General features: G+C 43.3%; 14 protein-coding genes. All 14 read right to left on the reverse strand.

Features of this window, described 5'->3' with window-relative positions; genetic code table 11:
* Positions 1 to 69: 69 nt before the first annotated feature.
* Positions 70 to 756 carry a hypothetical protein gene (locus tag D6853_RS09750; protein WP_120657810.1) on the reverse strand — a complete coding sequence of 229 codons (687 nt, stop codon included), beginning with the start codon at positions 754 to 756 and terminating at the stop codon, positions 70 to 72.
* Between the two features lie 163 nt (positions 757 to 919).
* A complete protein-coding gene (locus D6853_RS09755) occupies positions 920 to 1,549 on the reverse strand; it encodes a methyltransferase type 11 (RefSeq protein WP_120657811.1) in 630 nt (209 codons plus the stop codon).
* A gap of 2 nt (positions 1,550 to 1,551) precedes the next feature.
* Positions 1,552 to 2,028, reverse strand: coding sequence for a pyridoxamine 5'-phosphate oxidase family protein (locus D6853_RS09760; RefSeq protein ID WP_092249427.1), 477 nt, complete (start codon positions 2,026 to 2,028; stop codon positions 1,552 to 1,554).
* Positions 2,029 to 2,040: 12 nt separating this feature from the next.
* Positions 2,041 to 3,885 carry a glycoside hydrolase family 36 protein gene (locus D6853_RS09765; RefSeq protein ID WP_120657812.1) on the reverse strand — a complete coding sequence of 615 codons (1,845 nt, stop codon included), beginning with the start codon at positions 3,883 to 3,885 and terminating at the stop codon, positions 2,041 to 2,043.
* Positions 3,886 to 4,028: 143 nt separating this feature from the next.
* The gene (locus tag D6853_RS09770; protein WP_158588721.1) at positions 4,029 to 4,883 is read right to left on the reverse strand and encodes a LysR family transcriptional regulator; all 855 of its coding nucleotides are present in this window, start codon (positions 4,881 to 4,883) and stop codon (positions 4,029 to 4,031) included.
* A 10-nt stretch (positions 4,884 to 4,893) separates the two neighbouring features.
* Entirely contained in the window at positions 4,894 to 6,888 is a 1,995-nt protein-coding gene (locus D6853_RS09775) for an oxidoreductase (RefSeq protein ID WP_120657814.1), read from the reverse strand.
* A 140-nt stretch (positions 6,889 to 7,028) separates the two neighbouring features.
* A complete protein-coding gene (locus D6853_RS09780; protein WP_120657815.1) occupies positions 7,029 to 7,952 on the reverse strand; it encodes an AEC family transporter in 924 nt (307 codons plus the stop codon).
* A gap of 55 nt (positions 7,953 to 8,007) precedes the next feature.
* The gene (locus D6853_RS09785) at positions 8,008 to 8,409 is read right to left on the reverse strand and encodes a GNAT family N-acetyltransferase (RefSeq protein ID WP_120657816.1); all 402 of its coding nucleotides are present in this window, start codon (positions 8,407 to 8,409) and stop codon (positions 8,008 to 8,010) included.
* Between the two features lie 30 nt (positions 8,410 to 8,439).
* Positions 8,440 to 8,727, reverse strand: a complete 288-nt coding sequence (locus D6853_RS09790) for a hypothetical protein (RefSeq protein WP_120657817.1) — start codon at positions 8,725 to 8,727, stop codon at positions 8,440 to 8,442.
* Between the two features lie 24 nt (positions 8,728 to 8,751).
* The gene (locus D6853_RS09795; protein WP_120657818.1) at positions 8,752 to 9,225 is read right to left on the reverse strand and encodes a MazG family protein; all 474 of its coding nucleotides are present in this window, start codon (positions 9,223 to 9,225) and stop codon (positions 8,752 to 8,754) included.
* Positions 9,218 to 9,610: a hypothetical protein gene (locus tag D6853_RS09800; protein ID WP_120657819.1), complete on the reverse strand. Its 393-nt coding sequence runs from the start codon at positions 9,608 to 9,610 to the stop codon at positions 9,218 to 9,220. Before D6853_RS09800 ends, D6853_RS09795 begins: the two co-directional genes overlap by 8 nt.
* On the reverse strand, positions 9,610 to 9,990 hold the full coding sequence (locus D6853_RS09805; protein WP_120657820.1) for a hypothetical protein: 381 nt from the start codon (positions 9,988 to 9,990) through the stop codon (positions 9,610 to 9,612). Before D6853_RS09805 ends, D6853_RS09800 begins: the two co-directional genes overlap by 1 nt.
* A gap of 93 nt (positions 9,991 to 10,083) precedes the next feature.
* Positions 10,084 to 11,010 carry an aldo/keto reductase gene (locus D6853_RS09810; RefSeq protein ID WP_120657821.1) on the reverse strand — a complete coding sequence of 309 codons (927 nt, stop codon included), beginning with the start codon at positions 11,008 to 11,010 and terminating at the stop codon, positions 10,084 to 10,086.
* A gap of 57 nt (positions 11,011 to 11,067) precedes the next feature.
* The gene (locus D6853_RS09815; RefSeq protein ID WP_120657822.1) at positions 11,068 to 11,931 is read right to left on the reverse strand and encodes an aldo/keto reductase; all 864 of its coding nucleotides are present in this window, start codon (positions 11,929 to 11,931) and stop codon (positions 11,068 to 11,070) included.
* Positions 11,932 to 12,171: the final 240 nt, after the last annotated feature.

The following is a 12,171-nucleotide window of genomic DNA, read 5'->3' on the forward strand; positions in this document are numbered from 1 at the left end:
CTTTTGTTATGTTTTGTTATGTTTTGTTATCTTTTGTTATCTTTTGTTACCATTGCAGCCGTTTTGTTATCATTTAAAAATTTCATTATAATACTTGTTGTATTCTTCCTCTGTTATCTCTTCATCATTGAAGAAGTAAGTCTTATTCTTCTCTTCCTCATTTTCTGCAGTCCAATACAGATTAAATGATTCCACAATGTTTAGATCACCATCATACTTATCAAACTGATAGTATTCCCGTCCGCCGTGAGTTGTATCACTGTGAACTATCCAGGTGGCATCCTTATAAGTAACATATGAACAATAATCTGCCGTTCCATCACTGTCTGCCAATAATGTGATCTTGCCGTCTTTGCAATCATAATACCTATCTCCGTAGACCGGATTGCGAAGGATAAACTCCTTCTCACCGTCATTATCAAGATCAACAGGATCTTCTTTGGTTAGCATTTCTGTAGCATCAGCGTCTTCACTAAATGCAGAAGAATACTCTTTGGAACAGTACTCATCAAACAATTCCTCGGGAGACTTTTCCTCCGGTTTGCCAGATGAAGCAGTCGCACTTTCATCCGGTTCGTCCGATTCGACAGATGAATTATTTGTGCTTTCGTCCTGATCTTGTTTTTCAGTAGTCAGTTCTTGTACACTCTGCGATACTGTTTCATTTTTTTCAGTGCAGCCCGCCATAAGTACCGCGTTCAACATGATCACAGTTATAATTCCCCAACAAATATTGCTTTTCTTCACTTTTTTCATTTTAATTTTTCTCCTTTTATAAGTTTTTACGTAGTTTGAGCTCGAGATTATCAGGTCTTTTTCCTCTGTTTTTGCTAAAAGAAACTCCGTTTATGATCGTACATATCTGCTCAATCTCTTTTTCCTCACAATTATTGTAGTGTGCATTTTCTCATTCTTTCTGTCAACTTTTCTCAAAATCCAGCCTTACAAGTGCCTTGCCGTTTGGCAAAGATTCTTTTGTCCGGGAAATCTCAGAATAGCCGATTCGCTCCAAGAATGAAGCCAGCTCTTTTTCCTCCATCTGATGATGGACCTCGTCAAGGCCGTCAAATGCATGAATGTAGGGCGAATCGGAGACCCAGTTTTGAACATCCTCGTTGATCTGGATGGCACAGGAAACGTACCTCGGATTAACCACAGAAACGGCCTTTGCAAAAGCCTCATAACCCACGTACTCTATCAAAAGATTCGCTATCAAGAGCTCAGCGTGCGACAAGTTAGCAGCTTCGCCAATAATATCAATCTTTAAAAACTTGAGTATCCCGAAATCGACAAGCTCTTTGTGTCGCTCTGTCGCCGCCTTGAGATACTCTCCATTGATATCGACTCCATAAACAGTCTCATACTTCGAAGGATCAACATGCTCCAAGCCGTTACCGCCGGCGACGCCTAGAACCATCGCTGTCTTTACGGGATAGGCTTCAAGCTGCGCCTTCATTATTTTGTTAAGTGTCTGAAGCTGCTTAACCGAATCAAGCTTCATGTGATTCTCGTAAGTATCCAGACTGATGTCTTCCCACGGATTGCTCATAGTTACTCTTCCTTAACCCTCTTTCCGGTCATATGCTCGGGCGTAAGCTCAAAGCACTGAACTACTGGGAAAAAGAACTTGAGCTCTTTCTCGAGAAAGGCTTCGTCATCGGTAAATTTCTTGACCATGGCAATACAGATCTTCTTTGCCTTTTCTTCGTCCTCAACAAGTTTGATCCTGCCGAAAGTGACAATGCTTTTGAAATTAAGCGCCCACTCGCCTTCTTCGCGGTAGCCGTCATTAAGGACAGTGTAGCAAGCTTTGTCGCAGTTCTTTATTGCATCGTTCTTGTGTCCGGTTTTTGCCCCGTGAAAATATATCTTACCGTCCTCTTCGCAGTACCAGTGGACAAGCGGAACGCCGTAAGGGTAGCCGTCGTCACCTATAAGAGACAGCACGCCTCTTTTTGTATTCTTAAGAACTTCAATGCATTCCTCATCGGTAATCTGCTGATTGAATCTCCTCATTTTCCTAAACATATCACACCTCACTCAATCCCTCACGATCATCGCGCAAGCGGAGAAGTCTCTGTCAGCAACGCCGAACTTCGCGATGATAAGATTGCCTTCGGAAAGCTCATACGTCAAAGGCTCGGAATCCTTGAATCGATGGTATACTACAAGCTTCTCGCCCTCGAATTCCCTGACAACAAGCTGCTGCCCCGTAGGCTCGTTATATCCTATTGTATCGCATTTTATCAGCGTAGTCTTGCCATACTTGATAATATCTGAAGCTTTCCCGTAAAAAGCTATAGCTTCATCGACTATTCTTTGATGTTCATCCGAAAGATCATAGATATCGCCGCTAAGGCACATTCTTCCAAGGAGCGTAGCGCAAAGAGAATAGTAAAGGCGACTGTCATCGTCTTTTTCCCTAAGCACAGACCATATCTGGCTCTGGAACGGATTCATTACTCTGTGCACGTTTGCTGCAATGATCGGAATCGCAGTAGTCTCATGTGCATCGGAAAAGCTTGCCTGACTTGCAAGCTCAAGCATGGAATAAACAAGCCTGTGTCCGCCGCTTGAGCATATCTCTATAACTATTCCGGGAATCTCTTCTTTTATCTTTTCAATAAAGCGCTTGGAAGCCTCGATCTTACTGTAAAGCGAATCACCTAAGCTGTCATGACCGTCGCACCCCATTCCGATAGTCTCGTTATAATCAATCTTAAGATAACCAAAGCCGTTATCCTTGAGGGTTCCGATCACATCCTTTGTAAGATGCTCGGTCACCCACGGATCCTCCATATCAAGGAATCTTCTTCCGCCAACCGTAACAGGATAACCGTCTTTTTTAAGAAGATGCTCGGTCTCATTAAAGTACTTGCTGTTTGTCGCCACAACCTCAAGCTCGAACCAAAGTCCCGGTATCATGCCTTTTGACCTGATATAATCGGTAACCTCTTTAAAGCCGTTTGGAAATCTCTCTGTGTTGATCTCCCAGTTACCGACACTGTACATCCAGTCGTTGGCAAGTCCGTACCAGCCTGCGTCGATTACAAGATATTTTATTCCGCGGCCCTCAAGCTTATCGCTAAGTCTTTTTACATTATCCGCGTTAGGATTTCCCCAGCTCGTACAGTATTCATTAAATATGATCCCAAGATCCATGTCTACGGGTGAAACGTCAGGTCTCTGCGCCTTTACAAGCTTATCGCATACATCCAAAAGAGATTCTCCCTCCGCGATTATCGCATCGGGTGTGACAAAGACTTCTCCCGCAGCCACGGTTTTATTCCAGTGTCCGAACTCTCTGTCCGCAATTCCGCCGTGAACATCAAAGTTCTGCGTCTCTTTGCATGAAAATTCCATCTGCCAGGACGAAGCATTTCCCATAAGTATTCCCGTAAAATGCCCTGTTTCCGAGTCTTCAAGTACAAGGAACGGGAAGTATTTCCTTACCGGCATTGAACCGACATTACCGAATTTCTCCGCCCTTCTTCCATGTCCGCTCCAAGACCTCTCCAAGTGAAGATCTTCCACCGTTTCCGTCCTAAGCTTTCCTTCAGCGCTCCAAAAGCTCTGCATTCTGTGAAACTTATCTGCCTTAATATCGCTGAGCGCAAAAGAAGATATCAGCTCAATCACCGCTTCCTTATCACTGCAATTCTCAAACTCAGTATGCACTCTGATGGCTTCACCGGCTCTTTTTTCAACCACTCTTACCTTGTAGCCTCTTTTATCTTCCAAAAGAGTTACCTTGCCATCCCCTTGCGTAGTCTTGGAAATCCGCTTAAGATTTCTTGACGTTTCGCTGTAAGCCATTGTCATTCCACACGAAAATCCACCTTCATAGGCATCCCCGAGTAACCTGATCTCTGCTCCCAAATTCATAATAATACTCCCCTTTTTTTACAATGTTATATCCTGCTCTTACAAGTATAGCTTTATTACCGATATATTGATATTCATTTTTACGGTCTTTTTATGTAAAAAAAGTCACGCTCACTTAGTTCAAATAAGTGAGCGCGATTGTTTTACTTTACGTACTCTAAAAACCTTTTTGCCAGATCAGCGTCAGCGGAATCCGTGCGATATGCGGCATATACGTCCCAGGTATAGGCGTCTTTGATAGCGATTGCCTTAACCTCTTTGGTATCAGGAAAGAACCTTGGAGATATCCCGATTCCGATCTTGTTCTTTACAAGCTGATAGATAGATTCACCCTCTCCGACTTTGGCAATTATATTTGGCATAAAGCCATTCATGCGACATGCGTTTATGACATCATGATAAATGTGATGCTTCTCATTCATTGATATGATGGCTTCTTCTTTTATATCGCGTATATCTACTTCTTTTTTGTTCCAGAATCTGTGATCCTTGTGGACATATATGACCATGTCGACAGATCTCACAACTTCCGCATATACGTTGCTCGCGTTGGGCATTCCCACAAGAAAGGCAAAGCTTATCTCGTCGTTTAATAGTTGTTTTAAAACAGCCTTATTCTCCTGCTCGTACCAGCTTGCAAGGACCTCGGGATTGTTATCCATGAACCTGCCAACCTTGGGAATATCTATCGCTCTGATCGTTCCCGCGGCAAAGCCTACTTTAAACCTCATCTCCTTGTCGCTGATGGCTTCAATGGAGGCAAACATATCTTTAAGATCACGAGTTATGACCTTGGATTTTTCGTAAAAGAGCTTGCCGCTTTCCGTAGGGATAAAGCCTTCCTTGGCACGCACAAACAGAGGCGTTCCGCACTCTTCTTCTATACTCTTTATGATCTTACTCAGACCCTGCGGAGATAAAAAGAGCTTGCTTGCGGCCACCTGCAGATTTCTTTCTTCGTATACGGTTTGAAAGCATTTAAAGTTTCTAGTGTTCATAAGAAACATTTTAATCTATATGATTTGCAACTTCAAATGCATCCCAAATTGCGTACATGATATTTGAAACCTGTCTTGCATCGCCGAGAAGATAGATCTCGTCAACATCGTTCTTGTGAGCATTATAAAGAGTATTCTCGCTTGAATATCCAACGCAGAGAACTACGCTGTCCGCAGAGATCTCTTTTGTCTCATCACCTACGTTTGCTTTCAGAACTCCGTTCCTATACTCGGTAACCTTGGCACTTGTAACGACATCGATTCCGTTATAAGGAATGAGCTTTTCAAGCATCTCTTTATTGGCTGAGCAGAGAGGTCCGTTAACAGCCATAAGCTTATCAAGTGCTTCTACTATAGTAACTTTCTTACCCTTCATTGCAAGGTCGAGAGCAAGCTCGCAGCCTACAAGACCGCCGCCGACAACGACAACTTCTTTTCCGGGATCTTTCTGTCCAAGAAGCACCTGCTCTGCAGAGTAAACCTTGTCGTCATCGCCGAGTGAGAACATCTTGGGACGAGAGCCTGTTGCAAGGATAACAGCATCAAACTGTGAATCCAGGATCTCTTTTTCCGAAGCTTTCGTATTAAGATGTACTTCAACGTTAAGTCTCTTAAGCTCATCCTCAAACCACTTTGCAAGTGCGATGTCATCTTCCTTGAAGGAAGGTGCTCCTCCGGGGATAAGATTTCCGCCGAGACGTGATCCCGCTTCATAAAGCACGGGCTCGTGGCCACGCTCAGCAAGTACTCTTGCCGCTTCGCAGCCTGCTACACCACCGCCTACAATGAGGATCTTTTTCTTTTTAACGATAGGATTGTATTTATTAAGTCTCTCTTTTCCTGCCTGAGCATTGACCGCGCAGTTGATAAGTGAGTATGACTGGATACGTCCCATACAGCCTTCCTGGCAGCTGATACAAGGACGGATCTGCCCTAGCTCTTCTCTTCTTATCTTGTTAACGATGTCGGGATCTGCAAGAGTGGGACGACCAAGTGAGATCATGTCGCAGATTCCGCTGTCCAGGCATTCAAGCGCTGTATCGGGATTATCAACACGGCCTGCCATGATAACGGGGATGTTTACGTTCTCTTTGGTAATTCTTGCAAACTCCTTGTAAGGAGCCTTCTCCATGTACATCGGGGGATGATTCCACCACCATGCATCGTAGGTTCCGGCATCTACGTCAAGCGCATCGTATCCGTATTTTTCAAGGAGCTTGGCTGCCTCGATACCTTCTTCGATGTCACGACCTTTTTCTTCGAATTCTTCTCCGGGAAGCGCGCCCTCACGGAAGTCTTTTACCATGCTCTTAAGCGAGAATCTGAGTGCAACGGGGAAATCGGGACCGCAAGTCTTGGCGATCTCCTCACGGATCTCTTTGGCAAATCTGAGTCTGTTCTCAAGTGATCCGCCGTATTCATCTGTTCTGTGATTAAAGAAAGAAATTGCGAACTGATCTATCAGATAGCCCTCGTGAACGGCATGGATCTCAACACCGTCAAAGCCGGCACGCTTAGCGTTGTAAGCGCCCTTTCCAAAGCTTTCTACCAAGCCGTGGATCTCTTCAACCGTAAGAGGTCTGCATGTCTTATCAAGCCATCTGTGTGGAATTGCAGATGCGGAAACAGGAGGAAATTCTCCCAAGTTGGTGGGAATGGTAACACGTCCGAAACCACCGCTCATCTGCAGAAAAATCTTGGAACCGTAAGCGTGAACACGCTCAGTCATCTCGCGGCTTGTTCTTACGAACTGAACCGGATTGTAAGTAGAGTTGGGTGTGTTGGGAAAAGAGGGCTTCTCAACCTCTGTATCTGAAAAGGTTACACCCGTGATAATGAGGCCGATACCACCTTTTGCTCTTCTGGTGTAGTAGTCGATACCTCTGTCATTCCATCCGCCTTCGCAGTCTCCAAGGCCCAAAGGTCCCATGGGTGCCATTGCGTAGCGGTTCTTGATCTCGAGCTTGCCGATCTTGACGGGCTCGAAAAGTGCCTTGTACTTCATAATTAACCTCCATACCTTCTATAGTCTTAGTTAATTAATATTTTAAAGCACAAAAATCCCTGCCTCCATAAACGAAAAGTTGAAGCAGGGAAACTTTTTTGATATTCTTTTTCAATTATCTTTTTTGACAACCTATCTAATCAAAGAACAATCCATCCCACAAGCGGGATCGTCACCACTGAAAGAAGTGTTGTAAGCGCGATCGTGCGAGTAGCCGTCTCTTCATCTCCTCCGTAATACTGCGCAAGCATAGCACACATGCTGGCTACCGGAGTTGCAATCATGATATGGATAACGCCGATAAGTATGCTGTCACTGATAAACAGTTTGGCAATTGGGATTCCGATCAAAGGAATAATGATAAGCTTGATGATCGTAAAGATAAGAAGCTTATAATCCTTCAAAAGAGTCTTCCAATTAGTTCCGCCAAGTGAATATCCGATAACCATCATGCTAAGCGGCACTGTGAGGTTTCCGAGATATGTAACCGCATTGGCTATGGGCTCCGGAACAAAGACATGCGTAAGATAAAGAGTAAGTGCTACGATAACAGCCACGATTCCGGGATTTATAAGGTTTTTAAAAGAAAACTTGTATGTCTCTCCCTCTTCTTCCGAGCCGCCACGTGCCACCTGAATACCATATGTATATAACAAAATATTGAATCCGAAATTAAAAAACGCCGCGTACAAAAGTCCGACGCTTCCGTATATTGCTGATATAATGGGAAACCCCATGAATCCGATGTTTGAAAAAAGAGTCATCACGCGATAGGTTCCAAACTGTCTTTTTTCAAGTCTGAGTATGTAAGGAAGCACCATGGCGATAAGGATCATCGCCGCATATACGATTATTACAGAGATGACACAGGTTATTAGCTGCTTATTGGAAATGATCTCTCCTTTGTTCATTCCCGCGGTGATGATAAAGCACGGACTTGCAAGATTGATAACAAGTCCCGACATTCCTTTCGAGATCTTGTCATCCATAAGTCTTGTCATTCTGCAGATTGCTCCCGCGATCATAAGAATAAAAAGAACAATCATCTGCTGTAAAAGAATCATTTTAAAAAGTACTCCTTAAAAATAGAAAAATAGAAAACCGATCCACGCCTGCGGATCAGTTCGCAGCCTTGAACATTGCTCTGTCATTTACAACTTCAAAGCCGTACTGCGAATAAAGAAGCTGTGCATCTTTGGTTACAAGAATGCCTCGAAGACCTTCAAGCTCAGGCGCCGAAACAATGTGCGACACAAGCGCTTTACCCAGACCTTGATGTCTGTAATCTTCATCAATTATGACATCGCAAAGATAATAATTCGTTGCATAATCTGTTATGATCCTTGCAAATCCCACCAAATTCTCGGCCTCATCAACATAGAGTCCGTAGCACTTCGAATTATTTATCGACTTCTCGATTCTTTCAACGGGACGTTTGTCTGCCCAGTAAGTCATCCTGAGAAGTCTTACGATATCATCAAGCTTCATTTCTTTTATGTCTTCAACTATTCTGTAATTCATGTCAGCCCCCGTATAAATATCTACTTGTGCTTATCCCTCAGAATTATCGGTGTTATCTTCGGAAGTATTATCTTCGGAAGTGCTGTCTTCTAAAATGTTGCCTTCGGATGTATCATCATTTTTCTTCTGTTTATCAAGAAGCGATCCGATTGCGGGACCAAGTGCAATTCCTATGCAAAGCCAAACAGCGAAATCTCCGGTTATCAATCCGACCGCCACTCCAAAAATGAGACCAAGTCCCATTCCGGTCATGCTTTTCTTTAATCCTAAAAATCCAATATCGTCCTTATTGTTGTTATTGTTGCTATCGTTTCCCATTTTTTTCTTTCCCCTCCTCGTGTTTTATTTAAAGCCTTTTCTTTCCTGCGCTTTATCAATGAATTTGTGTGCCTCGTTAAAAGCACCGGGCAGATAATCCGCGTACCACTCCTTACCCTCTTTTTCCTGTCTTTTTATCTCAGCCCATGCGGCGTGAAGCTCCTCTTCGGAATTGAATTTCACATCCGTAAAAACATGAGGATGTCTTCTTTCCATCTTGTCGGAGATTGTCTTTACAACATCGTCGAATGTAAAATATCCCTCTTCCTCTGCCATCACCGAATGGAACATGACCTGAAGCAAAAGATCTCCGAGCTCTTCCTTGAGATTGTCGGCATCACCCGTCTCATTAAGGATATTGATGCCTCCGATAACCTCTGCTGCCTCTTCGATACATCCCGGTTTTAAGCTCATATGCGTCTGTGCCTTATCCCACGGACAGCCGTTCTCGCTTCGTAGCGTCTGTACAATTTTTTTGAGTCTGTCGATCTCACTCATGTAACTTGCTCCTAATAAAAAGTATCAGATATCCAATTCCTATCACCCAAGCAAGTAATACCAAATAAATGATATCCCATACTCCGGCAAATATTATTCCCATACCGGGGCCAAAATTCGGATCCTGCCTAAATGAATAATATAAAAGCTCATATAGCAAAGTCGATATTACCATACCTAAAATATTTAGCCCTATTACATATGGCATCATCTTGTTATAAGGCTGATACCCCTTACTCTTTATAATATCGATCAAAAGAATAACAACAGTGACACTAAACGGAATTCCAATCGGCGGAACCGATATAATAATAGGAATCAGCCAGGCTATCAATATAATAAAATGTAATCTTTTTAAAACCTTATCATCCAACTTAAATGTCATTACAGTTTAAGCTCCTCATACATCTGCGGATAGCCTTTTTTAAGTGCGGAGTTGTATTGTGTTGTTATCTTACCGAAGTTAAGCCATGCGGTAAATCCAATTACCAAAGCAAGGACGACTATTACAACCGCATAAAAGATCAGCGTCATTTCAAGATTAACGACATTGGCCTTTCTCATATTCATTACCGATAATCCGAGCATAGATAAAATCATGACAGCACTTATTATAATTACCATGCGTGCCCATTTCTTTTTGGGAATTAAGTATTCTTCAACATTCTTACGAAGCGCTTTGACATCTTGAAGATCCATCGCACCTTCTGAAAGAGCATTTCTTATTCCTTTACTCAGTGTCTTGTAATTTAGAGTAACTCTCATACTCATAACCTCTCTTATCATTCAAAAAATGAGGCTCCCATAAATACAAACGATCATGGGAACGCCTCATTTATTTTATCCTTTAACTCATGGTTATGGCAAGAATTTTCCGGATGCAAGATACAATGCATACCAATCGTGATGCGATAATTCGACCTTAGTCGCATCGCAAACATCCTTGATATGCTCGGGATTCATAGTGCCGATTATAGCCTGCATCTTGGCAGGATGGCGAAGGATCCAGGCAATTGCGATAGCTGTTTTTGATACGCCCTCGCGATCAGCCAGCTCTTCAAGTGCTTTGTTGAGCGCAGGGAACTCGGGATTGTCGATAAAGGTTCCCTTGAACATTCCAACCTGCAAAGGTGACCAAGCCTGGATCGTGATATCCTTTAATCTGCAGTAATCAAGCGCACTTCCGTCTCGCATAAAAGACATATCGGTTGTCTTGTTGTTCATGTAAAGCTCTTGGTCTATGAACTGCGACTGCTCAAGTGAAAGCTGCACCTGATTGATAACTAGCGGCTGCTTCACACATTTTTTTAACAGCTCGATCTGCATCGGCATGAGATTACTTACACCGAAGTGACGCACCTTGCCTTCACTTTCAAGCTTGTCAAAAGCCTCTGCGACTTCTTCGGGATCAAACAAAAGATCCGGTCTGTGCAAAAGAAGTGTATCAAGATATTCAACTTGTAATCTGGATAAGATTCCGTCTACGGCTGAAAGAATAGCCTCTTTTGTCCAGTCAAATTCCTGTCTGTCGGGATAGATTCCGGTCTTACTCTGAATGTAGATGTCTTCTCTCTTAAGTCCCGTCAAAGGAAAAGCCTGCGCAAAACGCACTTCCGCATCTCCCGCCCCGTAGCAGGTTGCATGGTCAAAAAAATTGATGCCGCACTCATATGCAGTTTTTATAACCTTTGCCGCTTCCTCTTTTGAAAGAGAAGGCATTCTCATGCAGCCCTGTATAATAGCGGACGCCTTCTGCGGTCCGTTTACGATGTCGATATATTTCATTTATGATCCTTTCGTTACCCCATCGGGGGATAAATTTTGGTAAAAAACGCGCTATGATCAGAACGGTCTTGTATCGGGGTCGCTCTCGTATCCTACGCAGCCCTTGAGATCTGCGATAAGCTTAACATCGCTGTCTTCAAGCTCAAAATCAAACACCTTGAGATTCTCTTCTATCCTGTCCGCATGAACTGACTTAGGTAAGGGAAGGAATCCCATCTGAAGACTGAAACGAACGCATATCTGAGCGATGCTCTTTCCGTACTTTTCAGCGAGCTTTTTCATCTCGGGAACATCAAAGATCTGACCTGTTCCGAGAGGGCTGTAAGCTTCAAGGATCATTCCATGCTCTTTGCAATATGCCACAAGCTCATCCTGCGTTGCGCCGGGGCAAAGTCTTATCTGATTGACCATGGGTTTGATCTTTGCTGTCTTAAGAAGTGCCTCTATATGGTGCTGTCTGAAGTTGGAAATACCGATGGAACGGACCTTTCCTGACTCGTACAGCTCTTCCATTGCTCTCCAAGTCTCAGCATTAGCTTCTTCCCAGTGATCTCTGAACGCTGCGGGATTGGGCCAGTGAATAAGAAGCATATCAACATAGTCAAAACCAAGCTTTTGTAATGATTCGTCAAAAGAGTTCTTGCAAAGAATATAGCTGTGCTTGTCATTCCAGATCTTGGTAGTAACAAAGATATCCTCTCTCTTAAGTCCGTTATCTATAATTCCCATTCTGATGCCTTTTCCAACACCTTCTTCATTTCCGTATACCTGAGCCGTATCAATATGGCGATAGCCGACTTTGATTGCATGCTCTACGCTGCTTACCGCAACATCTCCTTCGGGAGTCTGCCATGTTCCGAAGCCAATGCAGGGAACGCCGACACCGTTTGAAAGCTTATATACATCATTTTGGTTCTTCATATTTTTACCTCCGCAAAAATGCGATTAAAACTCGCACCGAGCGTGTTTCTAAAAAACACTTTGTATGCACGATGCACTGCCATTGTCTTTTTTATTTTACCATCTTCGGTGATAAGGCACTTATTATATTTCGCACTATGTACTGTCAAATTCCGACCTTCATCTTTCAATTCGCCCGCAAAAAAAAAGACCGCTGATATTACTCAGCGGCCCCCTAGGAAAAAATGCTTTTATGTGGAT

This window comes from Butyrivibrio sp. X503, from assembly GCF_003625475.1.
Classification (GTDB): Bacteria; Bacillota; Clostridia; order Lachnospirales; family Lachnospiraceae; genus Butyrivibrio.

Excerpts from the sequence above, each read along its gene's own strand:
- D6853_RS09810 (WP_120657821.1), bottom strand. The coding sequence starts at position 11,010 with ATGAAATATATCGACATCGTAAACGGACCGCAGAAGGCGTCCGCTATT.
- D6853_RS09775 (WP_120657814.1), bottom strand. The coding sequence starts at position 6,888 with ATGAAGTACAAGGCACTTTTCGAGCCCGTCAAGATCGGCAAGCTCGAG.
- D6853_RS09780 (WP_120657815.1), bottom strand. The coding sequence starts at position 7,952 with ATGATTCTTTTACAGCAGATGATTGTTCTTTTTATTCTTATGATCGCG.
- D6853_RS09815 (WP_120657822.1), bottom strand. The coding sequence starts at position 11,931 with ATGAAGAACCAAAATGATGTATATAAGCTTTCAAACGGTGTCGGCGTT.
- D6853_RS09765 (WP_120657812.1), bottom strand. The coding sequence starts at position 3,885 with ATGAATTTGGGAGCAGAGATCAGGTTACTCGGGGATGCCTATGAAGGT.
- D6853_RS09755 (WP_120657811.1), bottom strand. The coding sequence starts at position 1,549 with ATGAGCAATCCGTGGGAAGACATCAGTCTGGATACTTACGAGAATCAC.
- D6853_RS09760 (WP_092249427.1), bottom strand. The coding sequence starts at position 2,028 with ATGTTTAGGAAAATGAGGAGATTCAATCAGCAGATTACCGATGAGGAA.
- D6853_RS09750 (WP_120657810.1), bottom strand. The coding sequence starts at position 756 with ATGAAAAAAGTGAAGAAAAGCAATATTTGTTGGGGAATTATAACTGTG.
- D6853_RS09790 (WP_120657817.1), bottom strand. The coding sequence starts at position 8,727 with ATGGGAAACGATAGCAACAATAACAACAATAAGGACGATATTGGATTT.
- D6853_RS09805 (WP_120657820.1), bottom strand. The coding sequence starts at position 9,990 with ATGAGAGTTACTCTAAATTACAAGACACTGAGTAAAGGAATAAGAAAT.
- D6853_RS09795 (WP_120657818.1), bottom strand. The coding sequence starts at position 9,225 with ATGAGTGAGATCGACAGACTCAAAAAAATTGTACAGACGCTACGAAGC.
- D6853_RS09800 (WP_120657819.1), bottom strand. The coding sequence starts at position 9,610 with ATGACATTTAAGTTGGATGATAAGGTTTTAAAAAGATTACATTTTATT.
- D6853_RS09770 (WP_158588721.1), bottom strand. The coding sequence starts at position 4,883 with ATGAACACTAGAAACTTTAAATGCTTTCAAACCGTATACGAAGAAAGA.
- D6853_RS09785 (WP_120657816.1), bottom strand. The coding sequence starts at position 8,409 with ATGAATTACAGAATAGTTGAAGACATAAAAGAAATGAAGCTTGATGAT.